19 protein-coding genes and 1 tRNA gene are annotated in these 23,733 nt (G+C 41.4%); 13 read left to right on the top strand and 7 right to left on the bottom strand.

Going from position 1 to position 23,733, the window contains the following annotated elements; all coding sequences use genetic code 11:
- Position 1 precedes the first annotated feature (1 nt).
- The 3 genes from rnc to pyk all read left to right on the top strand — a co-directional run bounded on the left by rnc (position 2) and on the right by pyk (position 2,758).
- Positions 2–745, top strand: a complete 744-nt coding sequence (rnc, locus tag CHX27_RS13450) for a ribonuclease III (RefSeq protein ID WP_094487274.1) — start codon at positions 2–4, stop codon at positions 743–745.
- A 95-nt stretch (positions 746–840) separates the two neighbouring features.
- A complete protein-coding gene (locus tag CHX27_RS13445) occupies positions 841–1,326 on the top strand; it encodes an IPExxxVDY family protein (RefSeq protein ID WP_094487273.1) in 486 nt (161 codons plus the stop codon).
- Between the two features lies 1 nt (position 1,327).
- Positions 1,328–2,758 (top strand): pyruvate kinase, encoded by a 1,431-nt coding sequence (gene pyk / locus CHX27_RS13440; protein ID WP_094487272.1) that lies wholly within the window; start codon positions 1,328–1,330, stop codon positions 2,756–2,758.
- Between the two features lie 281 nt (positions 2,759–3,039).
- Here the strand turns inward: pyk and CHX27_RS13430 are convergent, their stop codons facing one another.
- Entirely contained in the window at positions 3,040–4,272 is a 1,233-nt protein-coding gene (locus CHX27_RS13430) for an MFS transporter (protein WP_207758965.1), read from the bottom strand.
- Positions 4,273–4,431: 159 nt separating this feature from the next.
- On the opposite strand from CHX27_RS13430, the gene tnpA reads away from it, so the two are divergent.
- Positions 4,432–4,899 (top strand): IS200/IS605 family transposase, encoded by a 468-nt coding sequence (tnpA, locus tag CHX27_RS13425; RefSeq protein ID WP_094487269.1) that lies wholly within the window; start codon positions 4,432–4,434, stop codon positions 4,897–4,899.
- Between the two features lie 11 nt (positions 4,900–4,910).
- Here the strand turns inward: tnpA and CHX27_RS13420 are convergent.
- A tRNA-Leu gene (locus tag CHX27_RS13420) sits at positions 4,911–4,992 on the bottom strand.
- A gap of 352 nt (positions 4,993–5,344) precedes the next feature.
- On the opposite strand from CHX27_RS13420, the gene CHX27_RS13415 reads away from it, so the two are divergent.
- Positions 5,345–6,733, top strand: coding sequence for a dipeptidase (locus CHX27_RS13415; RefSeq protein WP_094487268.1), 1,389 nt, complete (start codon positions 5,345–5,347; stop codon positions 6,731–6,733).
- A 241-nt stretch (positions 6,734–6,974) separates the two neighbouring features.
- Here the strand turns inward: CHX27_RS13415 and CHX27_RS15595 are convergent, their stop codons facing one another.
- The 4 genes from CHX27_RS15595 to CHX27_RS13390 form a co-directional block, all read right to left on the bottom strand.
- Entirely contained in the window at positions 6,975–7,121 is a 147-nt protein-coding gene (locus CHX27_RS15595) for a hypothetical protein (protein WP_165764520.1), read from the bottom strand.
- Between the two features lie 1,503 nt (positions 7,122–8,624).
- Positions 8,625–11,777, bottom strand: coding sequence for a cytochrome c biogenesis protein (gene ccsA, locus CHX27_RS13400; protein ID WP_243389011.1), 3,153 nt, complete (start codon positions 11,775–11,777; stop codon positions 8,625–8,627).
- 243 nt (positions 11,778–12,020) lie between these two features.
- Complete coding sequence (locus CHX27_RS13395) at positions 12,021–12,641, bottom strand: L-threonylcarbamoyladenylate synthase (RefSeq protein ID WP_094487265.1); 621 nt, start codon at positions 12,639–12,641, stop codon at positions 12,021–12,023.
- Position 12,642: 1 nt separating this feature from the next.
- Positions 12,643–14,973: an ATP-dependent helicase gene (locus CHX27_RS13390; protein ID WP_094487264.1), complete on the bottom strand. Its 2,331-nt coding sequence runs from the start codon at positions 14,971–14,973 to the stop codon at positions 12,643–12,645.
- 251 nt (positions 14,974–15,224) lie between these two features.
- Between CHX27_RS13390 and CHX27_RS13385 the strand changes: the two genes are divergently transcribed.
- The 5 genes from CHX27_RS13385 to CHX27_RS13365 all read left to right on the top strand — a co-directional run bounded on the left by CHX27_RS13385 (position 15,225) and on the right by CHX27_RS13365 (position 19,627).
- The gene (locus tag CHX27_RS13385) at positions 15,225–15,746 is read left to right on the top strand and encodes a DUF7935 family protein (protein ID WP_094487263.1); all 522 of its coding nucleotides are present in this window, start codon (positions 15,225–15,227) and stop codon (positions 15,744–15,746) included.
- 91 nt (positions 15,747–15,837) lie between these two features.
- Complete coding sequence (locus tag CHX27_RS13380) at positions 15,838–16,254, top strand: response regulator (RefSeq protein ID WP_094487262.1); 417 nt, start codon at positions 15,838–15,840, stop codon at positions 16,252–16,254.
- A 52-nt stretch (positions 16,255–16,306) separates the two neighbouring features.
- Positions 16,307–16,660 carry a hypothetical protein gene (locus tag CHX27_RS13375; RefSeq protein ID WP_094487261.1) on the top strand — a complete coding sequence of 118 codons (354 nt, stop codon included), beginning with the start codon at positions 16,307–16,309 and terminating at the stop codon, positions 16,658–16,660.
- Between the two features lie 31 nt (positions 16,661–16,691).
- Complete coding sequence (locus tag CHX27_RS13370) at positions 16,692–19,070, top strand: TonB-dependent receptor (RefSeq protein WP_094487260.1); 2,379 nt, start codon at positions 16,692–16,694, stop codon at positions 19,068–19,070.
- 2 nt (positions 19,071–19,072) lie between these two features.
- The gene (locus tag CHX27_RS13365) at positions 19,073–19,627 is read left to right on the top strand and encodes a hypothetical protein (RefSeq protein ID WP_094487259.1); all 555 of its coding nucleotides are present in this window, start codon (positions 19,073–19,075) and stop codon (positions 19,625–19,627) included.
- 465 nt (positions 19,628–20,092) lie between these two features.
- Here the strand turns inward: CHX27_RS13365 and CHX27_RS13360 are convergent, their stop codons facing one another.
- Positions 20,093–20,443 (bottom strand): 4Fe-4S dicluster domain-containing protein, encoded by a 351-nt coding sequence (locus CHX27_RS13360; protein WP_094487258.1) that lies wholly within the window; start codon positions 20,441–20,443, stop codon positions 20,093–20,095.
- A gap of 59 nt (positions 20,444–20,502) precedes the next feature.
- On the opposite strand from CHX27_RS13360, the gene CHX27_RS13355 reads away from it, so the two are divergent.
- The 3 genes from CHX27_RS13355 (at position 20,503) to CHX27_RS13345 (ending at position 23,719) form a co-directional block, all read left to right on the top strand.
- Positions 20,503–21,585 carry an acyl-CoA reductase gene (locus tag CHX27_RS13355; protein ID WP_243389010.1) on the top strand — a complete coding sequence of 361 codons (1,083 nt, stop codon included), beginning with the start codon at positions 20,503–20,505 and terminating at the stop codon, positions 21,583–21,585.
- A 98-nt stretch (positions 21,586–21,683) separates the two neighbouring features.
- Positions 21,684–22,754, top strand: coding sequence for a 3-phosphoserine/phosphohydroxythreonine transaminase (serC, locus tag CHX27_RS13350; protein WP_094487257.1), 1,071 nt, complete (start codon positions 21,684–21,686; stop codon positions 22,752–22,754).
- Positions 22,754–23,719: a D-2-hydroxyacid dehydrogenase gene (locus CHX27_RS13345; RefSeq protein WP_094487256.1), complete on the top strand. Its 966-nt coding sequence runs from the start codon at positions 22,754–22,756 to the stop codon at positions 23,717–23,719. Before serC ends, CHX27_RS13345 begins: the two co-directional genes overlap by 1 nt.
- Positions 23,720–23,733: the final 14 nt, after the last annotated feature.

The raw sequence follows: 23,733 nt of genomic DNA, 5'->3' as shown, positions 1-23,733 counted from the left end.
CATGCGTTTCCTAAAAAAGATATTTACCAAATCCCGCGCTGAAACAGGCGGGATTTTTTTTACCGAAGTGTCAAATATCTTAGGATTTGCGCCCAAAAATATCGCCTTTTACGAAGCGGCATTCACGCATCGCTCCAGCAATAAAACCGATGCCAACGGAAACGTGGTGAGCTACGAGCGTTTGGAATTCTTAGGCGACGCCATGCTCGGATCGGTTGTGGCTGCGCATTTGTTTAGAGAAGTGCCCGGTGGCGATGAAGGTTATCTCACCAAAATGCGTTCAAAAGTCGTGAGTCGCGAGCATTTAAACGAATTGGGAAAAGACCTCAATTTGGTGCAGTTGGTAGAAAGCAAAGTTTCGCCCAAACACTTCGGCGACAACATTCACGGAAATATTTTTGAAGCCTTAGTTGGCGCGCTATTTCTCGACCAAGGCTACGCGGGTTGCGAGCGTTTTATTCACTCGAAAGTTATAAAGCCCTATGTAGATATTTCCAAACTCGAAGGAAAAGTAATTAGTTACAAAAGTTTACTCATTGAATGGTGTCAGAAAGAAAAGAAAACCTTTCGATTTGAAACCTTTGAAGAAGAATCGTTCGGTTCCAACCGATTCTTCGGCGTTCGACTGTATTTGAATGAGGCAGTGGTTGCGAAAGCCCGAGCAACTTCTAAGAAAAAAGCCGAAGAAAAAGCCGCGCAGCGGGCGTATTTCGCGCTCCAAAAACAAATCGTTCGAAAAGCGTAACTACAACGATTTCGCTGATTATTCCGCGTTTCCTGTATTAAAAACGCTGTGTATTTGCACTTTAGTTGCTATCTTTACAACTTATTTGCAAAAGGATGATGTTGCACAAATTGCAATTTGATGACTTTGATGAGCCGGTTTTTCATGCGTTTGCTATTCATACAACCATAGAACCCTATCGCCTATCTTTTTTCTTAAATGAGAAACTGCAAATCCATTTAAAACCTAACGACAAAGGCTTCGAAGCCGTATTCAAAAAGGAAATTCGCACCTTTACCGGATACAGCTATCACAACGAAGATACCGACGAGATTTTTGACTTGGTGAAAAATAGCCAGACTTTTATCGAAACACTAAAACCTGCCGCAAACTCACTTTTTAACGACAGCATCGAGTGGCGCAGTGCAAAAATGTATCTCGTTCCGGAATTTAAAAAAGCCGATTACATCCTGCGAATCGAAAATGCCGCGCAAGCCCCAGAAGAACTTGCCGAAAAAATAAAAACTATTCCTACGACGACCTTCGTTCAACTGCTGAATGTTGACGAACTGAAGTCAAAAAACAATTTAATCTTTTATTAGAATGCCAACAAACAAAAAAACGAAAATTGTAGCAACGCTCGGTCCGGCCTGCTCATCCAGAGAAGTCTTGAAGCAAATGATTGACGCCGGTGTGAACGTTTTTCGTGTCAATTTCTCACATGCTGATTACGACGATATCCGAGAGAAAATTGAAACCATTAGAAGACTAAACGACGAATTTGGTTACACAACCGCCATCCTGGGCGATTTACAAGGTCCAAAGCTGCGCGTAGGGGTTATGAAAGAAGACGTGGTTGTGTCGCCCGGCGATATCATCACCTTCCAAACCGCCGAAGACGTGCCCGGAACTGCCGAACGCGTGTACATGAACTACAAAGAGTTCCCTGCCGATGTAAACCCCGGAGAACGCATCTTGCTCGACGACGGTAAACTCATCTTCGAAGCCATCGAAACCGATCGCGTAGCCGAAGTAAAGTGTGTCGTCATTCAAGGTGGACCGTTAAAGTCTAAAAAAGGGGTAAACTTGCCAAACACCAAAGTTTCACTTCCAGCTTTAACAAAAAAAGACGTAAAAGACGCCATTTTTGCAATAGAACAAAAAGTAGATTGGATTGCTCTTTCGTTTGTGCGAACAGCCGACGACTTAATTGAACTACAAGAACTTATTGCCGAACATTCCGACCATAAAATTCCGATTGTAGCAAAAATCGAAAAACCAGAAGGTGTTGAAAACATCAATAAAATTGTAGCGTATTGCGACGGTTTGATGGTGGCTCGCGGCGATCTAGGTGTTGAAGTTCCGGCACACGAAGTTCCGCTTATTCAAAAGAAATTGGTAAACCGTGCCAAAACGGCTCGTATTCCAGTGATCATCGCTACACAAATGATGGAAACCATGATTACAAGCCTTACGCCGACTCGCGCCGAGGTTAACGACGTGGCAAACTCGGTTATGGACGGTGCCGATGCGGTAATGCTTTCCGGAGAAACATCGGTTGGTAACTACCCGGTTCAGGTCATTGAAAAAATGACGCAAATTATCGAGGCGGTCGAAGATTCTCCGCTTATTCAAGTACCGCAAAATACACCGCAGGTGCGCACCAAGCGTTTCATCACGAAATCTATTTGCCACCACGCAGCTAGTATGGCAAACGTTATTAAAGCAAAAGCTATTTGTACGTTAACAAACAGCGGTTACACGGCGTTCCAAATCTCGGCTTGGCGCCCGCAATCGCATATTTTGGTTTTCACGTCTAACAAACGTATTTTAACGCAACTCAACTTGCTGTGGGGCGTAAAATCAATTTATTACGACAAATTTGTGAGCACCGACGACACGGTAACCGACGTTAACCAAATTGCCAGAGACCGCGGTTTTGTCACCAAAGGCGACTTCCTAATCAATCTTGCGGCGATGCCCGTTACCGAAAAAGGAATGGTAAATACCTTGCGTGTATCAGAAATTGTGTAAACAATAAATGTCAATTAATATAAAATCGGCTTTCTCGGCCGATTTTTTTTGTGCTATTTTTTTGTAACNTTTTGCGGGGGCGACCCCAGAAGCCGACGCAAAATTTGGCTGAAACGACTTTTGAAGTGCGCCATGTAGCGTAAGGCCCGACCTGCCGCCACAGCTGTTTCCACTAAATATCCGGCGGCAGGATGTGCCCAAATAAAAAACTTGAAAACGAAAAATAAGTTGAAGCGTTCAAAAATGGCAGCTTTGCCTTTAAGCAAAACCAAACCTCACTCCTACTCTTCGTAAAAATCTAAAGTGCGTTCGTGTGTTTCGCTGGTTCCGTGCAAGGCGATGAGTGCAAAAGAAAAAACCAAAATTCCCACGAGTAAAACGGCCAAAATCGGATTGAAATACGCTTTCAAAAACTCGTAACTCAGCAACAACAGCGGCACTAAACCGCGTACCACATTGGGAATGGTTGTAGCAGCTGTGCTTCGCAAGTTCGTACCAAACTGTTCGGCCGATAGCGTTACGAACATTGCCCAAAATCCGGTTCCCAAGCCAATCCAGCCGCAGTAAAAGTAGTACATGCCCACGCTGTCGTAATCGGAAAAAAGCAACAACAACACGCCTACAAACGTGAACAGCAAAAAGTAAAACACTGCTTGCCGCCGCGATTTCAAATAATACGAAATGGGTCCGCTGCTTAAATCGCCCATCGCCGCCAGCAAATAGCACCAAAAAATAGCTTTTCCGGGCTCCACACCTGCTATGCCTTTGGCTGCTCCAAACTGATTTGCCAGAAAAACCAAAACACCCACGCAGTACCAAATAGGCAGCCCGATGGCTACACAACTAATGTATCGTATAAACCGCGATTTGTTGGTAAACATCATTGTAAAATCGCCGTGTTTTAAATGCTTTTGCTTTTTCGCCGACTCAAAAATGCCACTTTCGTGTACACTAATGCGCAACAGCAGCAAGGCAAATCCGAGCAATCCGCCAACTAAGTATGCTACGCTCCAACTTCCGGCTAAATTCACGGTTAATTCGGCTACGACTGCACCTAAAATTCCGAATCCGGCAACAATCGACGTACCTAAAGCGCGGTATTTTGTAGGTAAGGATTCGGAGACTAAGGTAATTCCGGCGCCGAGTTCGCCCGCTAAGCCAACACCGGCAAAAAACCGAAGCCACGCATAGATGTCTGCCACCTGCTCTTTCGGCACGTACGGCAACAATCCGCAGGCAAAATTAGCAGCCGAGTATAAAACGATTGAACCAAAAAGCGTGGAAAGGCGTCCGCGTTTATCGCCCAAAACGCCCCATAAAATACCGCCCACGAGCATTCCGACCATTTGAAAATTGAGGATGCGTGTTCCTACAACATCGGGATTCAAACCCAAATCGGTTAAACTCTGGATGCGCACAATGGCAAAAAGCAGCAAATCGTATATGTCGACAAAATAGCCCAAAGCGGCAATAATAACGGGCCAAGTAAGTAGGTTTGTTTTGGTGGTAGTCATATTCAAATGTAGCAAATAGGTGCAAAAAAACAAGTTGCTATGTGCTTACATGCTGTTAAACACCAACTACTTAATTTCTTTTTAAAAGATAAAAATTTACGGAAAAACCGTAAAATCAATCAAAATGCAGCTAATACCTTTGGTTAAAATTTATACGCCATGGAGACTTTTACAGGAAATCACGTCAACATTCACGCCTTTTGGCCCACAAAAAACATTGAGCCACTTATTACCAATGAAATACAGCAAGTAATTATTCCGGAGATTATAAAAATTCTACCTAAAGTAGGTTGCAGAGTACTGGCTGTAAACACAATGCCCGATCACATTCACCTGCTGTTTTGGCTTAATCCCGATTACTCGATTTATACAGTTGTAGAAACTGTGAAGAAATGTACAGCTGCGCACATCAATGAAAATAAGATGTGCAAGAAGAAGTTTATTTGGTCGGAAAAAATCTACAGTTATTCCGTTCCCAACGACAATGTTCCCGAGGTTTCAGCGATTATTCGCTTGCAAAAGGGACATCACGCCAACATGACTTTTGAAGATGAAGTAGCTAAACATTTGCAAAACGTGGAGCGATTGATGCGGCTAACAAACGTAAAAAGCTTCACTATAGAGTGAAGCTTTTTGAGTGCGGGCAATAGGACTCGAACCTACACGCCTTGCGGCACCAGATCCTAAGTCTGGCACGTCTACCAATTTCGCCATGCCCGCGAATTGTGGCTGCAAATATACAACTAAGTTCGATTTTTCAAAGTAGGATGATAAAAAAGCTGAAATTTTCTGATTGTTGCTTGCGTTCAAGTAAGCGCGTTCGTGTGTTGCCAACGAAAATACGCTACTACTCTTTCGTTTAACTACAACTCGTGCGATCGCGCTAAGCAAAACTGCGATTGGAAACATTTCTTTAGAAAACCAGCGGCTGAAATCTTAAGGGGTTGTTTCGTCAAATGGTGTGCTGTCGGTTTTCTTGCTTTTTGTCTTCTCATGCATTTTAGCCGCAGCACAACTACAAAGTTTTTATTCTGTAACGGTTTTACTACATTAGCGATACAAAATTTACCACATGTCTGATATAAAAAAATACGTTGCGCAACACAAAGACCGCTTTATCAATGAGTTGCTCGAGATACTTAAAATTCCGTCGGTTAGCGCCGACCCTGCTTACAGTCAGGATGTTATGGATATGGCCGAAGCCACAAAAAAAGCACTCGAAGCTGCGGGTTGTGATTTTGTTGAATTGTGTGACACACCCGGCTATCCGATTGTTTACGGAGAGAAAATCATCGATCCGAATTTACCTACCGTTTTAGTTTACGGACATTACGACGTGCAGCCGCCCGACCCGATGGAATTGTGGACGTCGCCGCCGTTTGAACCAGTCATCAAAAAAACTGAAATTCACCCGGAAGGCGCCATATTTGCTCGAGGTGCCTGCGACGATAAAGGGCAGTTTTACATGCACGTAAAAGCTTTTGAATACATGGTTCAGAACAATCAGTTGCCGTGCAATGTGAAATTTATGATTGAAGGCGAAGAAGAAGTGGGTTCAAAATCGCTCGGCTGGTTTGTGGAACGCAATCAGGAAAAACTGAAAAACGATGTGATATTAATTTCCGATACGGGAATGATTAGCAACCAGCAACCGTCGATTACCACCGGACTTCGCGGCTTAAGCTATGTGGAAGTAGAAGTAACTGGACCAAATCGCGATTTACATTCGGGCTTGTATGGAGGTGCTGTAGCCAACCCGATAAATGTGCTTTCGAAAATGATTGCCTCACTACACGACGAGAATAACCACATTACCATTCCCGGATTTTACGACAAGGTAATTGAACTGAGCGTTGAAGAACGCGCCGAAATGGCAAAAGCACCGTTTAGCTTAGACCATTATAAGAAAGCGCTCGATATTGAAGACGTTTATGGAGAAACGGGTTATGTAACCAACGAACGCAATTCGATTCGTCCGACGCTCGACGTAAACGGAATTTGGAGCGGCTATACCGGAGAAGGTGCAAAAACAGTAATTGCCAGTAAAGCCTTTGCTAAAATATCGATGCGTTTAGTGCCCGATCAAAACTGGGAAGAAATTACCGAACTGTTTACCAAACATTTCGAGGCTATTGCTCCAGCGGGCGTTCGTGTTCAGGTAAAACCACATCACGGCGGCGCGGCTTACGTAACACCAATCGACAGTATTGGCTACCAAGCAGCAAATAAAGCGTACACCGAATCGTTTGGCGTAAAAGCTATTCCGGTTCGTTCGGGCGGCAGTATTCCGATTGTGGCACTTTTCGAAAAGGAACTGAAAAGCAAAAGTATTTTAATGGGATTTGGATTAGATAGCGACGCCATTCATTCGCCAAACGAACATTACGGCGTTTTCAATTACCTGAAAGGTATCGAAACCATTCCGTTGTTTTATAAGTATTACGTGGAACTGGCTAAATAACGTGAGTTCGACATAAAAATCTTTGTTAGAACGCTTGAATTGCGACATTTAAATAGTTTGCGGAAATTTTTGCTAAGCTATTTTTAAAGCTAACCATTTAAACAGTCGCTTACATCGTTGTATTTTTTTGAGATACCTCTGTATCCCAANTGGTTGTTTTGCGACTTCAAGATACTGATTTTCAGTATCTTGACCAACATTTGTTCAATTTATTTTACTTCAAATAATTTCACCCAACGGGTTAATCAATATACTTTTCTATGTCTTCTGATTTTCCGACAATAAATTCCCAATCTTGATAATCTTTCAAATAAAATTCAAGATTTAAATTTCTAGTTAATTCTTCAATTGCTTTTTGAGTAACAAATTTCAGTTTTGGTTGTTCCATGAAATTTCACTTTCGAATTGGATTTTCAAGCAATGCAGGCTAACTTAACAATTGGCGGAGTTTCCACATCCTTTTAAAACTTCAAAAACACTTGTAAATTACTTAATAACAACAATTTGATCTAAAAATTTATACGCATTTTTAATATGTCGAATTGAACAATTATTTCTCCTTTTGTTATGTACGAATATACGCTTTTTCTATAAAACGTTAGTAACGTTTTTCCGCAGCCCGGATAGAGGCGGCATCCTTTTTGTGGCGCGAAGCAGAACAAAAAGATACAGCCGAAAGCCGGAATAGCTGCCCAAAAAAATAAAATAAATCTAATTTCTTTTTTTATTTGGGCGGCAATTCGCGCTGTTCGTTGCAATAATAGCTGTCAGCGGTAGTTTCGGCTACGTTTCGCAAAGCTTCCGTTGGTCGCTTTACTCAAAGTGCCTAAACAAACCGCTGCCTCGCTTTTATTTTCACTGCCATCACGGCCGCGAGCGATAGTGCTTCTAAAAAAGCTTACTGCGGCAGAAAAATTGCAGCTATTACTTGTGCGCTATCTTGCGAACGCCATGAAATACATTACTAATTTTATTGATTTCCAAGACTGAAAACGAGCGCAAAGGCTAAGAGCATAACAAAGCCCCCAAAAAGTACAACTGTTAGTATTGCATTTTAAAAAATTAAGCCCTTTTTTGTTTTCGTACTTCGGACTAAATGTTTGATAATAGATAAAAACGGTAGACAATAAAAACAAGGAAATGAAAAACCAAGATTGATTACCTTGTATAGGCAATGCGTGCCAAACCCACGATAACAGATTAAAAATTAAAAAATAAATTAGCGTTACGCCTGCAATTACAACGTGTTCTGCAACATTAAATTTTACTTTTCGATATGCAATAAGTGAACTAATTGTGAAAAGCGGAATAAAAGATAAGGTGATGTATTTAAAATACTTTGAGATAAAACTTCGACTTGAAAGATACGCTTGACCTGTAGCAGAAACGGGATTCGTATCTATCTGAAAACTCTTCACAAACACTATTAATCCGATAAGAATTACTGCTAAATAAAAAAAGTTGTAGTACCTAGCTCGTTTTCCACTAAAGTAATTGTATGCCACTACACCGGGCCGCAGTATGATTTCTTTTGAAGTAAACGGCAAACCTTTATCGAAATGCAAAACGCCGTGAATTATGTCATGCAGAATGAAATGTAGCGAGTCAAGTCGTTGAACCTGTGATTTTTGATTACAATTGTGGCAATATTTACCTACTAATAAGGTTTCACAATTTAAACATTTTTTTTTGCTTTACATCCATCTCGTTACTTAGTACGTTTGCTGCTCAAAAATAGAGAGAATCGCTGTACTTTGTAACGAATATCTCAGGAAAATAGAAAGTAATCGCTTCGTACAAAAGAATGACTATCAGCGAAATAGCACGACAAAACTCACCTTCATAAATTAACTTTACGTAAGATTTTGTGACTACCCGAATGCAACCAAGGCTACTTTGAAGCACTCACTTTGTAAAACTTTCGGTACTTAAACCAGGCAAATCCGGCCAGTATCATAATAGCTGCGAATGAATAATAAGCTTCGACGGGCGTTACTACTTTATCGCCGCTTGCGTATGAATGTAGTCCGGTAAGGTAGAAATTCACTCCAAAGTACGTCATCATAATCGAGTAAAACGCGAGTACACTCATTAAGTTGTAAATCCAAACGCCGCGCAACGCAGGCACAAAGCGCGCATGAATTACAAAAGCATACACCATAATACTAATCAAGGCCCAAGTTTCTTTTGGATCCCAACCCCAATAACGTCCCCAACTTTCGTTTGCCCATTGCCCGCCGAGAAAGTTCCCTATGGTAAGCATAACCAAACCAATTGTAAGCGCCATTTCGTTGATGTAGGTTAGTTCTTTAATGTGCAAATTCATTTTCACCTTGTTTTTTGCTGTTGTGCAAATCATCAGGATGAGCGTTACCAAACCTAAAATCATACCCAATGTAAACGGACCGTAACTTGCAACAATTACAGCTACGTGAATCATCAACCAATACGAATTTAAAACCGGTACCAAATTTCCGATAGCAGGGTCGGTCCAGCTCCAATGCGCGATCATTAAAATCATGCTGGCAACAAAAGTTCCGGATGCAACGGTAAGCTTCGATTTACGATCGAACGCTAAGGTGAAAAACATGGTTGCCCAACCAACGTAAATAACCGATTCGTAACTATTACTCCACGGCGCGTGACCACTGATGTACCAACGGGCAATTAAACCCACTGTGTGCAAAACAAACAATAGCGCGGCCAAGATGTGAAATGCGTTAATCACATAGTTAATCCATTTTTTGTTGGCCAGAATATTTACAATCGCGAAAAGCAACATTAGAACGCCGGTGAGCATGTACATCCAAAACAAATTCTTGAAGATATCGTATTTGTTGTACGCTATTTCAGCGTCTATTTTATCATCGGACGGACGAACACTCGCGCCAAATTTCTTTTGGTAATTTTCCATACCGTTTACCAAAGTATTGGCGTAGGTATAATTGCCCGTCTCCGCTCCTTTTGCCAGCGACGTCATGTAGAGTGGCATGATGCTTTTAATGGTGTCGAGCGAGGTTCCGGTAGGTTGGTGGACTTCTAAGAAACTCACCCATTTGTTGTTTTTATCTTTTGGAAACGGGAAAATGCGCAAAATACCGCCGCTCAAAGCCGAATTAAGCAAATTCACTTTTCGATCGGTTTCGATAAAATCTTTCTGAAATTGGTTTGGAATGGCTGCTTTGTAAGCCGCATCGAGATAGGGCGCGAGTTTGTAATTACCTTCTTTGTCAAAAAATCGGCGGAAACTTACAAGCTTTTCTCCCGGTTCTACGCCAATAATTTTGCGAATACTGTCGTTACCTCTTTTAATGTAGATAAACGGAACTTCAAACCACAATCGCGGATACTGCGTCATCGACAAGAAAACCTGATCCGAATTATAGCCTTTGTAGTGATCGCTTTTACTAACTTTTCGCAACAATTCCGACGAAAAAGTATTGATTGGTTTCATACGTCCGCCTTCATCTTGAATAATGAGTCGGCCAAAACGTTCGGCATGCGCAACAGGCGGAATATTCTTTGCCAGTATCGAATCTATTTGCTGTAAACTTAAAGTTTGCTGATGCTCGTGCTGTGAAAAACCCGAAACCGACGCAAGTAAAAGTAGTACCGTAAGTGCAGCTTTCTTGGCTTTTATTTTCTCTAATTTCATTTTCAAATCGGCAAAGCGCGTGTTCTTTGTGAATAAAATAAGCATCAGCGCTAGATACAGTATAAAGTAACCAATGTAGGTAATCCAAGTTCCAATGAAATCGTGATTTACCGATAAAACGGTTCCTTTTTCGTCGGGATCAAACGATGCTTGGAAGAAACGATAGCCGCCGTAATCCAAAATATGATTCATATAAATGCGTTCGTCGAACTTCTTCGCACCATCAATGACAGTTACTTTCGATTCGAACGACGAATAACTCTTTTCCGTTCCGGCATATTTTTCAGCGATAAAATCATTGAGTTGAATTTTAAACGGCAATTGGTAAACTTTACTTCCGTAGAAGAGCGTAAAATCTAAATCGCCCAGCTTAAAACTTTTGGGTTCACCTTGCTTGCCCTTCCCTCCTACCAAGGTTACGGTTTCGGTTTTTCCGTTTGCGGTAACGTTAACAATCAGCGCGTCATCAGTATTTTTATCTTCCCAATCGTTATTCGATTCGTAGGTTTCCACACCTTTAATGGCAGGTTCTGGAAATACAAACTGACTTCCACCCACGTTATATAACGAACGAAGCATTAAATCGGCAGTGGTATTCGGAAGTACTTTTCCTTGCATTTGATCGGCCATTCGCATAAAGGTTCCGTCAAAAGGTGTCGCTATTTTCAAGCCGTTAGCATCGCCGCTGATGTTAATAGCTCCAGCTGTTTCTTTATTGAAAGCAAAAAGTAAATTGTGAATGTTTTGCACCGATCCTTCTTTCAGGTAATGCTCATGACGTTCGCCATTTCCTGCTTCTACTAATTTCAAATACAAAACGCCGTTGGGATCGGGCTTCATAGTCGATTTGGCGTTCATGATGTAATTCACGTAAGTAATTTCGAACGGCTTTCCTTTAAAATCGTCCGAAATGCTGAAGTCGTTGTCGGTAACCATGCTCAGTAGTAGTGGTTCTTCGATGGTTTTACGTTTGAATTCTCCTTGAAATTCGCCATCCACAAAGGCGGTCAGGTACGTTCTGTCTGAAAGAATTTCGTTAGATGCTGCACCTTCGCGAATCGGCATAACGCCTTCGTAACTGATGTAACGCGTAACGGCAGCACCGATAATGATTAAAATAAACGAAAGGTGCAAGGATAGCGTTACCCATTTTTCGCGCTTGTACAGCTGATAGCGTTTGATGTTTCCGAAGAAATTCACCAAAAACAACAGGTGAATCAGCTCAAACCACCAGGCGTTGTAAATCCAAATACGCGCCGTTTCGGTGTTGTAGCCACTTTCTACAAAGGTTCCTATGCCCATGGCCACCGCATACGAAATAAACAAAACGGCCATTAAACGCGTAGAAAATAATATATCGAGCAATCTTTGGGAAAGAGATTTTGCCATAATGTGGTATCGCTTTTTTTTGCGCGGCACAAAATTACGCAATAAACACAGCTTTACCGTCGTAGATTATTCTTAGAATTTAGTTAAAGCAGTAAATTTTATTGATACTGTTTAAAATTTACAGCGCAAGTTTTATGCGACTGTATTAACTGAGTAAGGTCAATTTAATTTACCGCAATTGTATTTAATGGGAAACTTAATTTTGGGAGCGTTTTCGAAGGTAATTTTCTTGCAGACAAAGCGTTAGATAATTGAAATATCGCCTTTTCCTTCACGAACAACAAAAGGTTCGCGGCCGCTGGCGTCGATGATTGTTGAAGGAGTATTATCGCCGTAACCTCCATCGATAACCACATCGACTAAATTTTGCCATTTTTCGAAGATAAGTTCCGGATCAGTCGAATATTCAAGAACCTCATCATCGTCGTGAATCGATGTGGAGACAATTGGATTTCCAAGCTGACGCACCAATTCAAGCGCAATTTCGTTATCCGGTACGCGAATACCAACGGTTGTTTTCTTCTTAAACTCTTTTGGCAGATTGCTGTTTCCGGGCAAAATAAAGGTGTACGGACCCGGCAAGGCGCGTTTCAATAACTTAAACGTTGCTGTATCAATTTGTTTAACGTAATCCGATAAATTACTCAGATCGCAACAAATAAAGGAAAAGTTCGCTTTCTCGAGTTTGATCCCTTTAATTTTTGCGATACGTTCGAGTGCTTTGGAGTTGGTTATATCGCAGCCTAAACCGTAAACTGTATCGGTTGGATAAATTACTAAACCGCCGTTTTTCAGCACATCAACTACTTTCTTAACGGCAGCAGGATTCGGATTTTCGGGATAAATTTTAATGAATTGTGCCATGTTAGTTAAGAATTGTGAGTTTTGCGAAGCGTAACAAGAGTTTCTTTACGCCTCCTACTTCGAAGTTTATTTCGGCTTTCTTGTCGGCTCCACTGCCTTCAATACCAATAACAATACCTTTTCCGAATCGTTCGTGCATCACAGTGGTTCCCGCATTTAAGTTGTTATTCCCGGTATCAACCGTATTTTTCGACGGAATGTTAACAGGTTTCAATCGACGTAAACCTTCCGGCTTCTTCGGTAGTTCGTTTGTAATGTATGCCGGTGGCGTTCCTGCTGTTGGTTTAGACAAGCGCAATTTCGATTTGTCGATATCGCCGAAAATATCCAGATTAATCATGGGTTTGTATTGATAGGTATTTTCCGGTGGCGTCAGGTATTCGACGTACTGCGGTTCTATTTCATCGATAAATCGCGACGGGTCACAATCGGTAAGTTTTCCCCAACGATACCGCGATTGCGCATAGGTTAAATATGCCTGATGCTCGGCGCGTGTCAGTGCTACATAAAACAAACGACGTTCTTCTTCGAGCTCGGCACGCGTGTTCACCGACATGGCGCTGGGGAACAAATCTTCTTCCATTCCAACCACAAACACATACGGAAACTCTAGTCCTTTTGCCAAATGTATGGTCATTAAAGCCACGCGATCGTCGTCGCCAGTGTCTTTATCTAAATCTGTTGCCAGCGCTACGTCTTCTAAAAACTCGGTTAAGCTTCCGGTGGCGCCATCAACTTCGCGTTGCCCCTCGATAAAATCTTTTATACCGTTGAGTAATTCTTCGATATTCTCGAGTCGGCCAATGCCTTCGGGCGTATTGTCTTTGCGTAATTCCTGAATTAGTCCGGTTTTTTTGGCCACATGATCGGCTACATAAAACGCATCTTGCTCTTTGCTGATGATTTGAAACGATTCGATCATCGTCACAAAGTCGCGCAGTTTGTTTTTCGTTCCGCCATTGAGTCGTAAATCAATTTTGTCGATATTTTTCATCACCTCGAAAATCGATCGTTTGTAATGGTTTGCAGCCACAGTAAGTTTTTCGATGGTCGTATCGCCTATTCCTCGAGCAGGATAATTGATGACACGAATGAGCGCTTCCTCATCTTTCGGATTCAACACCAAACGCAGATAACACAAAACATCTTTAATTTCCTTTCGCTGATAAAACGACAAACCACCGTAAATACGGTACGGAATATCGCGTTTGCGCAGCGCATCTTCCATAGCACGCGATTGCGCGTTGGTTCGGTACAAAATGGCGAACGAATTATTAGAAAGCTGTTTATTCATTCGTTCTTCCCAAATGGTAGCAGCTACAAATCGACCTTCCTCAGCATCGGTTATACTTCGATGAATTTTCACCTTCGGACCGTCGTCGTTATGCGTCCAAACCACCTTATCTAGCTTGGTTTTATTCTTTTCAATAATCGAATTTGCCGCTTCAACGATATTGCGTGTGCTGCGGTAATTTTGTTCGAGTCGATATACTTTTACGTCGGGATAATCTTTTTGAAAATTTAGAATATTGTTTATGTTGGCGCCGCGAAATGCGTAAATACTTTGTGCATCATCGCCCACGACACAAATATTCTGAAAACGATCGGATAAGGCGCGAACAATCAAGTACTGAGAATGATTGGTATCTTGATACTCATCCACGAGTATATATCGAAAACGATCTTGATATTTGCTAAGCACGTCTGGAAAGACATTGAGTAATTCATTGGTTTTCAACAACAAATCATCAAAATCCATGGCACCAGCCTTGAAGCAGCGATCTACATATTCTTGATAAATATCTCCAGTGCGTGGCTTCTTACTCATGGCGTCGGCTTCCATCAATTCCGGATTATTGAAGTACGCACGAACGGTAATGAGACTGTTTTTGTATGAAGAAATGCGGTTGTAGAGCTGTTTTGGTTTGTAAATGTCTTTATCGAGCTGCATTTCCTTCACTATTGAAGAAAGCAAGCGAATAGAATCTTGCGTATCATAGATGGTAAAATTGCTTGGATAACCCAGCTTAGAAGATTCGGCACGTAAAATTCGGGCAAATACCGAGTGAAAAGTTCCCATCCAAAGATTTTTTGCCTCGTTCGAACCAACAATATCTGAAATACGCTTTTTCATTTCGCGTGCTGCCTTATTGGTAAAGGTTAAAGCTAGAATATTGAACGGATCGACACCCTGACTCATCAGGTAAGCAATTCGAATGGTGAGCACTCGTGTTTTTCCAGAACCGGCACCGGCAATGATTATCATCGGGCCATCTTTCTGTAAAACAGGAAGTTTCTGAGCATCGTTTAACTGGCTTATATAGCGTTCCATCGTAAAATAATAAACCACAAATTTAAAGAATCTTACTCGGTTTTAATTCATTCGCCGAAAGGCATTTTTCACAAAAAAGATCCTAGGTAACGTAATTTCTATCATCAAAGAAAAACAGTTCATAACTTCCAATCTATTAACAACTTGAAAAGGAAATCAATTTTTAAGAATCGTTAGAAAAAACGAGGAAATGTCGGGAGCTAGTCGCGGAAACAGAATTTAGCTACCTTTGCGCGAAAATTTTAGCAATTATGAATGCAGACGATCTTTTAAAAGCCTTACTCAACATTTTACCTGCGCTCATTGTAGGCATTGTTGCTGTGAATTTCTTCAAAAATTTTGTCTTAAATCAGAATGAAGAGCGCCGATTCGAGATACTTCGCCAAACGCGAAAAGAGACGTTGCCTCTTAAATTGCAAGCTTACGAGCGCTTAACTTTATTGATGGACCGAATTTCGATCGCTAAAGTGGCGGTACGAATTGCGCCGGTTCACGACGACACCGAATCGTACGTACAAATTTTATCGGCCACGGTAGAACAAGAATTTGAACACAATTTAACGCAACAAATTTATGTTTCCGACGAGTGTTGGTTGGCCATAACTGCTGCGAAAAACGCTACACTGAGAAACATACGAGAAATTTCATTGTTGGCCGAAGCTACAAATGCAGATAGTTTCAGACAATTATTGTTGCAAAATGCTGTGAATAGCGCATCGACAACCAATTTAGCTATCAATATGCTTCGCGCTGAAGTACAGCGTTTTATCTAAAAACCTTAAAATCTTGTAAAAGAATAACGCTAAAACGTATCAACTGCGTTCGCTGTTCCGCTTTTCTTTGAAGTCTTAAACAAGAATTTCTATGAAAACGGTACGTGTATTGCATATTGACGACGATGCCGATGATAGTTATTTTCTTTTCGACGCACTGAGTAAACTTGTAGATACGCCTGCCTATCGATTTACCACTACAGCTAGCGAAGCGAAATGCTTTTTGGAAAACGGATCCTTTATTCCTGATGTCATATTTGTAGATTATTACATGCCCATTACAAACGGAATTGACTTTTTATTGTGGATCAAACAACAACCCAAACTTCAAGAAATACCTACCATTGTTCTTTCTACCATCGAACAGCAAGAAGTTTACGATTTGGCACAAGCCGCTGGTGCACAGAACTTTTTCCTAAAACCATCCGATTTTAACGACTGGTTTAATTTGGTCAAAAGCGCATTAGCTAGCACTAAAATTGCTCGCGACACGTCGACTTCAGTGTGAAAGTTTTCTAAATTTAGGGCACATTCACCTATTTGAAGCGTACTTTTGACCCGTGAATGCATCCAAAAAATACGTAGTTTGTTTACTTGCCGCCTTGCTTTTAGGAAGTTTAGGTTGGCAATCTGCGCATCGCATTCATCACTTCGAAGAAAATAAATTAAAGCATTGTGCGCTTTTTACAGAAACGAGCGACAAAGCGGTTTTGCACCACAGCCACGGAGATCTTTCCTTGCATTGCGACTCCTGTACGCTGGCTGTAATCAGCGATTTATTTCCATCCGATTTGTATGTCGGAATAACTGCTCAGCCAACACTCAAGCAAAAAACCATTGTTCAACCTTCGAACAGTTGGATTAATAAACACTTTACCTATAAATCACTTCGTGCACCGCCTACTTTTACGTAACTCCTAGCTACATAAAGTAAAAGTAAAACGTATGAATAAAACCATTTTAGGCGCCGTTTTTGCTTTGTTTTTTGTTGACTTCGGATTTGGACAGTTGGTAAAAACCATTTCTGGAAACGTAAAATCCGGTGGCGCAATCGTTGAAAATGCCGTCATTTACGTAGGTAAGAAAAAAATTAACTGCGATGTACAAGGCACTTTTGCCTTTACGGTAGATAATTCTGTTGATGAATTTACTGTTGTGGCACCTCATTTCGAAAAAGTCGTACAAAAAATAGGCAGCGAGCCTGTACAAGTGTACCAATTTAATTTATCTCCACATGCCGAGGATTTGGCCGAAATCATTGTTCGGAAAAAAGCCTCATTGGTTTATGATGTCTCAGGAAGTAATAAACTGAATGCCAAAACGCTGCGCGAATATTCGGCTCAAAATTTGGGCGATGCTTTGCGCGAAATAAACGGGGTAAACAGTTTAAAGACAGGCAATAACATCGTAAAACCGATAATTCACGGATTGAGCGGGAGTCGGATTTCGATGCTCACCAATCGTTTGCGTATGGAAGATCAACAATGGGGAACCGAACATGCGCCGGCAATTGATGTGAACGGCTTAACGCGAATAAATGTCGTAAAAGATGCTGCCGCTTTGCAATACAGCGGAGATGGCGTAGGTGGTTTGATTTTATTGGAACGTCAGATTCCTGAAAACGACACAATTTTTAGTCAGCTTACCTCCACAGCGCAATCAAACGGCAGCGGTGGGGCACTGGCTGCAACTTTTGTTCGGGCAAAGGAAAAGGGAACTTCGTACCGGATCGATGCCGCAGCAAAGATGTTTGGTGATCGCCGTGCTGCTGATTACGTACTGTCAAATACGGGAAATCGGGATTTCTCCGCAGCAGCGCAACTCCGACGCAAATTGAAATTCGGAACCCTAAACGCCGAATTGTCGTACTTTCAAACGGAAACGGGCATTCTTGCCGCTTCGCATATTGGAAATGCAACTGATTTGTATTTTGCCATCCAATCGCAGAAACCTTCGGTTGTAAGACCTTTCACGTACGACATTGCGAACCCGAAACAACAAGTGTCGCATTTGTTCTCACAGCTTTCGCTGGAAGAGGAACTCGGCAAATGGAATAGCAAATGGTATTACGGCTATCAGCGCAACAATCGCAAAGAATTTGATATTCGTCGCGGTAATCGGGACAATATTCCTGCTTTGGATTTGACCTTACAATCGCACAGTATTTTGGCCGATTTTAAAAGAATGTTCCAAAATACGGAAGTGAAGTTGGGAATTTCGGGCGGCTATCAAACCAATTTTGCGAATCCAGACACAGGCGTACGACCCATCGTGCCGAATTTTACTAAAACAGATTTGGGATTATATGCCATTTCAGATTTGGAATTAAATAGCACATTTCGTTTAGAAAGCGGTATTCGTTACGATTATTCGCGAATTACGGCAAGTAAATTTTACCAAAATTCGCGTTGGATTGAACGCAACTATCAGTCGGATTTTGGGCAGTTTGTAGTCTTTGAAAACGCAGGTGAACTTTTAGTAGAACCGATTTTTAATTATCACAATATTGCTGCGAATGCCAAAGTTTCGGGACAAATTTCTGAAAACTACCGAATTGAATTTGGAGCGACTGCCTTAAACAGAAATCCGAATGTCAGCGAACTTTTTTCGGACGGTTTACACCATTCATCGGGCATTATCGAAGTGGGCGATTTGCGTTTAAAACAGGAAAATGCAGTGAAAGTAGCGCTTAATCAGAATCTGACATGGAAAGCGAGTACGTTTAGTTTAGAATCGTTTTTGCAACGCATTGAGAACTTCATTTACTTACAACCGACCGGTTTTCTGACGACAATCCGCGGTGCATTTCCAGTTTATGAATACAAAAGCACTACTGCGCGCTTATTTGGTGCCGATTTTAGTTGGACGTACCGATTTTCAAATCGATTTTCATTTAAAACGGCTGCCTCATACGTTTCGGGTTACGACGTTCGCGAAAGCAGAAACCTGATCGACATACCGCCATTTAATTGGCACTCGTCGATTGTTGTAAAACCTTTCGACAAATCGGATTTTACTTTAGAACTCCGACACGAATACGTTGCGTTTCAAAATGCTTTTCCCGATTTCGATTTTGAAACCAATATCGTTCAAAACAATGAGTTATCCCAGGTAACGGTTCCGATTTCCAGACCACCAAACGCCTACCAACTCTTTGATTTAAAAGCTTCGTGGCCTTTTCAATTACAAAAAACAGCGCTACAAGCAAGTTTGGGAATTCAAAATATTGGAAATCAGAGTTATAGAAATTATCTAAATAAACAACGCCTATTCGCAGATGAATTAGGCAGAAACATCACTTTACAATTACAAATCAATATTTAATCATGAAAAAACAAGTATTTATCTTCGCAACTTTAGCAACGGCATTATTCACTTCATGCGACGACGACAGCGCTTCGCAAGTAATTGAAGAAGAGGTTATTACAACTATAGAAGTAACACTGACCGGAGGTGGAGAAACGATCACTTTAGTTTCTAGGGACTTAGACGGAGACGGACCTGGTTTACCTGTTTCGGTAGTTAGCGGAAATTTAACGGCTGGCACTACTTATACGGGTGCTATCGTTTTAAAAAATGAAACAGAAACTCCAGCAGAAATTAAAAATCCTGAGATTTTGGAAAAAGATGAAGAGCACCAATTCTTTTACCAAACTACGGGAACGGTTGGTACATTTACGTACACCGATGCCGACAGCAACAACAATCCGATTGGTTTAACATTTACCTTGCAAACTGCTGCAACTGCAGGAACGGGAAGTATCACCTTTACCTTGCGTCACGAGTTGAACAAAAACGGAACTGGAGTAGATCAAGGTATCATCACGAACGCAGGTGGAAGCACCGATATCGAAGTTTCTTTTCCAGTAACTATCGAATAGTTTCTTCTTAAATTTTCACAAAAACCGATTGCGAAAGTGATCGGTTTTTTTATGCCAAAAACCCGAGCGTTAACTCAGGTTTAAGCAGATTTCAATTTCACGCACAAAATACTTTACTGTGTGTTCGACCTAAAAAACTTTATTAGATCATGGAAAGTGACTTTTTCAAGCTTCATTATGAAAAATTTCTTACGATATTTTCTAAAACTCAACATTTAAACGCTTTCTAACTTCGGCTTTTATTTTGAATGAACATTAAGTTATTGCTTTTCGAGAACGGCAACGGCAACAGTACCATCCTCCAGTACCGTTGGAACAAGCAGCAAACATTTCAGCCGCTAGAATCAGAACAAATAAAAAGTTCCATTTTTTCAACGCTCTAGATTATTTACTAGAACGATGTAAAAATGGAACTCTGAGAATATCTGTGCAATAAGGCAGCTGCCCTATTTTGGTTTGTGTGATCTAGCTGTTGTGTAAGAACGCTTGTCTGTTAAGCAAGGTTTCTTCGCTTTCCACGTGGTTCGGATCGGGTACACAGCAATCGACCGGACAAACGGCAGCGCACTGAGGTTCGTCGTGAAAACCTTTACATTCTGTACATTTTCCGGGAACGATGTAGTACACCTCGTCAGAAATAGGCGTTTGCGGTGCCTCAGCATCAATTTCGGTACCGTCGGGAAGTACAATTTTACCTTTAAGAGCGGTTCCGTCTTTGTACCGCCAATCGTCTGCGCCTTCATAAATTGCAGTATTCGGACACTCGGGCTCGCAAGCTCCGCAGTTGATACACTCGTCTGTAATGATTATGGCCATGCTTCGCTATTTGAAAGTGATATTGCTCGTGAATTCACTTATTTTTGTTGCAAAATTACGTGCAAACAAACGTATTAACAAACAACTTTATGACTTTGCAAGCGAAAATTCAATCATTAGTGCAATTAGGAGCCGCATTTTCTCGGATTTTGAATGAAACTGCTTCAACAGATTCGCTTACTTCCGCAGAAAAAAATGTGCAGCAGTGGCTGAGTCGCGCGGTACATCATAACGGTTGGTACACCGAAGAAATGCTCCGTTTTTGCTTACAAGGTTGGTCGGAGAACTTTACAGTTGAAAAATTAGAGCACTGGCTAACAAAATATGCGATTACTGAAAACCAATCGCCTAAACGAATCGGGTTAATTTTAGCCGGTAACGTTCCATTGGTTGGATTTCACGACATTTTATGCGTTTGGTTGTCTGGAAATCATGCGTTGATTAAACGATCTTCGTCCGATCAGCAGCTTACCACAGCCGTAGTGCAGTTATTGGAATCTATTACTCCAGATTTCGCTAATGCCTACACTTTCGTAGAAGAAAAACTAACTGATTTTGATGCCGTGATTGCAACGGGAAGCGACAATAGTGCGCGCTACTTTGAGTATTACTTCCGAAACAAGCCAAATATCATCCGGAAAAATCGAAACGGAATAGCTGTACTCAGTGGAGAAGAAACCGCCGAAGATTTAGCAGGATTGGCAACTGATATCTTTACCTATTTTGGCTTAGGTTGCCGAAACGTTTCTAAAATATATCTGCCTCAGAAATACGATATGGCGCACTTTTATCAAGGTATTTATCACCGAAGCGATGTGCTACAACTAGAAAAATATTGTAATAATTACGACTACAACAAAGCCGTGTTCATGATGAGTAATCGACAGATTTACGATAACGGCTTTTTAATTTTAGTGGAAGACGAATCGTTTAGTTCGCCGATTGCAGCAGTTTTTTATGAATTCTACACGGATCTCTCCGAACTTCAATCGCAATTAAATGCCAAAGCAGATCAAATTCAATGTTTGGTTTCCAACTTGCCTTTGTCGGGCGCAATTCCTTTCGGAACCACACAAAAACCAGAACTTTGGGATTACGCCGACGGTATAGACACGATCGAATTCTTGCTTAAAATCGATTAACTACAACGTTTTTGTTAATAAACTGTTTTTAAATTGTACGCTTTCGTTTTTGGAAGAAGTGTGTGTTGCCGATTTTTGCAACTCGATTTTCCATACCTATGAAAAAACATAATTTTAGCTCCGGACCAAGTATTTTACCACAAGAAGTTTTTGAACAAGCGGCTGAGGCAGTGCTAGATTTCAACAACTCGGGCTTATCTCTGCTGGAAATTTCACACAGAAGTAAGGATTTTGTTGCGGTTATGGATGAAGCACGAGCCCTTGCCCTAGAACTTTTAGGCTTAGAAAATAAAGGATATCAAGCTTTGTTTTTGCATGGAGGTGCGAGTTTACAATTCGCAATGATTCCTTATAATTTGTTGGGCGCCAATCAAAAAGCCAGTTATCTAGAAACGGGTACTTGGGCTGTTGCGGCAGCGAAAGAAGCGCGTTTGTTCGGCGAAGTTGAAATTGCTGCAAGTTCAAAAGATGCTAATTTCAATTACATTCCGAAAGAAATCGGTGTTTCGCCAGACGCCAGTTACCTGCACCTAACGAGTAACAATACTATTTTCGGCACTCAAATACAATCGTTTCCCGAAGTAACTATTCCCGTGGTATGCGACATGAGTAGCGATATTTTTTCCAGAGAGCTCGATTTTTCCAAATTCGATTATATCTACGCAGGTGCTCAAAAAAATATGGGTCCGGCGGGCGTGGCATTGGTTGTGGTTAAAGAATCGATTTTAGGCAAAACCGGACGTGAGATTCCGAGTATGCTCGATTTACAAAAGCATATCAAAGGAGAAAGCATGTACAACACGCCGCCCTGTTTTGCGGTATATACTTCGTTGCTTACCATGCGTTGGATTAAAAACAACGGTGGTTTAGCTGCGGCAGAAAAGCGAAATAGAGAGAAAGCGGCATTGCTCTATGCGGAAATTGACCGAAATCCGTTGTTTAAATCGACGGTTCAGGGAGAAGATCGCAGTGTTATGAACGCTACTTTTGTTTTAACCGATGAGCGTTTGCAAGAACGATTCGATGCCCTTTGGAAAGCGGCTAACATTTCTGGCTTAACCGGACACCGCTCTGTGGGTGGTTACCGAGCATCTATGTACAATGCCATGAAAATAGAAAGCGTGCAGACACTAGTCGACGTAATGAAAGAATTTGAAAAACAAGCATAATGAAGATATTAGCAAACGACGGAATTTCTGAAATTGGAAAAATTGAGCTTGAAAAAGCAGGTTTTGAAGTAATTACTACGAAAGTTGCTCAAGAGCAAGTTGCCAATTACATCAATGCCAACGATGTTTCGGTACTTTTGGTTCGAAGTGCTACCAAAGTGCGAAAAGATATTATCGATGCTTGTGCCGGACTAAAAATAATTGGCCGCGGTGGTGTGGGTATGGATAACATTGATGTCGACTATGCGCGCGCTGCTGGTAAGCACGTGATCAATACACCGGCATCCTCTTCAGAATCGGTTGCCGAACTGGTTTTTGCGCATTTGTTTAGCGGCATTCGCTTCTTACACGATTCGAATAGAAATATGCCTTTGGAAGGCGAAACGGCATTTGAAATGCTTAAAAAAGCCTACGCAAATGGCCGTGAATTACGTGGTAAAACAATTGGAATTATTGGCTTTGGGCGTATCGGACAAGCGGTTGCTAAAATGGCTGTTGGCTTGGGTATGCGTGTTATTGCTGCCGATAAGTTTGTCGGAAAAGCTGAAATTCGATTAGATTTCTACAACGGGCAATTCATCAATGTAGAAATTGAAACCGAACCGGTTGAAGATTTATTACGCCATTCTGATTTTATTACCTTACACGTTCCGGCTCAGGAAAACGGTTATGTAATTGGTGCAGCCGAAATCGACGCGATGAAAGACGGTGTGGGCATCATTAACTGTTCTCGAGGCGGTGTTTTAGATGAAGTAGCTCTCATTAAAGCTCTGGATAGCAACAAGGTTAGTTTTGCTGGATTAGATGTTTTTGAGAACGAACCGAATCCAGAAATTCGGATACTAATGCATCCAAATATTTCACTTACACCGCACATTGGTGCCGCAACCTTAGAAGCGCAAGACCGCATTGGAAGTGAATTGGCAGCTCAAATTATTTCGTTGTTAAAGACGCAACAAGGCTAACTTTTAACGCTATT

Source organism: Flavobacterium aurantiibacter (assembly GCF_002251775.1).
Lineage (GTDB): Bacteria > Bacteroidota > Bacteroidia > Flavobacteriales > Flavobacteriaceae > Flavobacterium > Flavobacterium aurantiibacter.
Note: the sequence above shows the minus strand (reverse complement) of the source record. Positions and strands in the feature narration are given on the sequence as shown.

Bases quoted from the DNA above. Each gene is read 5' to 3' on its own strand.
- CHX27_RS13390 (WP_094487264.1), bottom strand. From the start codon at position 14,973: ATGGAACGCTATATAAGCCAGTTAAACGATGCTCAGAAACTTCCTGTT.
- CHX27_RS13345 (WP_094487256.1), top strand. From the start codon at position 22,754: ATGAAGATATTAGCAAACGACGGAATTTCTGAAATTGGAAAAATTGAG.
- CHX27_RS13360 (WP_094487258.1), bottom strand. From the start codon at position 20,443: ATGGCCATAATCATTACAGACGAGTGTATCAACTGCGGAGCTTGCGAG.
- CHX27_RS13370 (WP_094487260.1), top strand. From the start codon at position 16,692: ATGAATAAAACCATTTTAGGCGCCGTTTTTGCTTTGTTTTTTGTTGAC.
- pyk (WP_094487272.1), top strand. From the start codon at position 1,328: ATGCCAACAAACAAAAAAACGAAAATTGTAGCAACGCTCGGTCCGGCC.
- CHX27_RS13445 (WP_094487273.1), top strand. From the start codon at position 841: ATGATGTTGCACAAATTGCAATTTGATGACTTTGATGAGCCGGTTTTT.
- CHX27_RS13415 (WP_094487268.1), top strand. From the start codon at position 5,345: ATGTCTGATATAAAAAAATACGTTGCGCAACACAAAGACCGCTTTATC.
- CHX27_RS15595 (WP_165764520.1), bottom strand. From the start codon at position 7,121: ATGGAACAACCAAAACTGAAATTTGTTACTCAAAAAGCAATTGAAGAA.
- CHX27_RS13430 (WP_207758965.1), bottom strand. From the start codon at position 4,272: ATGACTACCACCAAAACAAACCTACTTACTTGGCCCGTTATTATTGCC.
- CHX27_RS13380 (WP_094487262.1), top strand. From the start codon at position 15,838: ATGAAAACGGTACGTGTATTGCATATTGACGACGATGCCGATGATAGT.
- CHX27_RS13395 (WP_094487265.1), bottom strand. From the start codon at position 12,641: ATGGCACAATTCATTAAAATTTATCCCGAAAATCCGAATCCTGCTGCC.
- tnpA (WP_094487269.1), top strand. From the start codon at position 4,432: ATGGAGACTTTTACAGGAAATCACGTCAACATTCACGCCTTTTGGCCC.
- CHX27_RS13385 (WP_094487263.1), top strand. From the start codon at position 15,225: ATGAATGCAGACGATCTTTTAAAAGCCTTACTCAACATTTTACCTGCG.
- ccsA (WP_243389011.1), bottom strand. From the start codon at position 11,777: ATGGCAAAATCTCTTTCCCAAAGATTGCTCGATATATTATTTTCTACG.
- rnc (WP_094487274.1), top strand. From the start codon at position 2: ATGCGTTTCCTAAAAAAGATATTTACCAAATCCCGCGCTGAAACAGGC.
- serC (WP_094487257.1), top strand. From the start codon at position 21,684: ATGAAAAAACATAATTTTAGCTCCGGACCAAGTATTTTACCACAAGAA.
- CHX27_RS13365 (WP_094487259.1), top strand. From the start codon at position 19,073: ATGAAAAAACAAGTATTTATCTTCGCAACTTTAGCAACGGCATTATTC.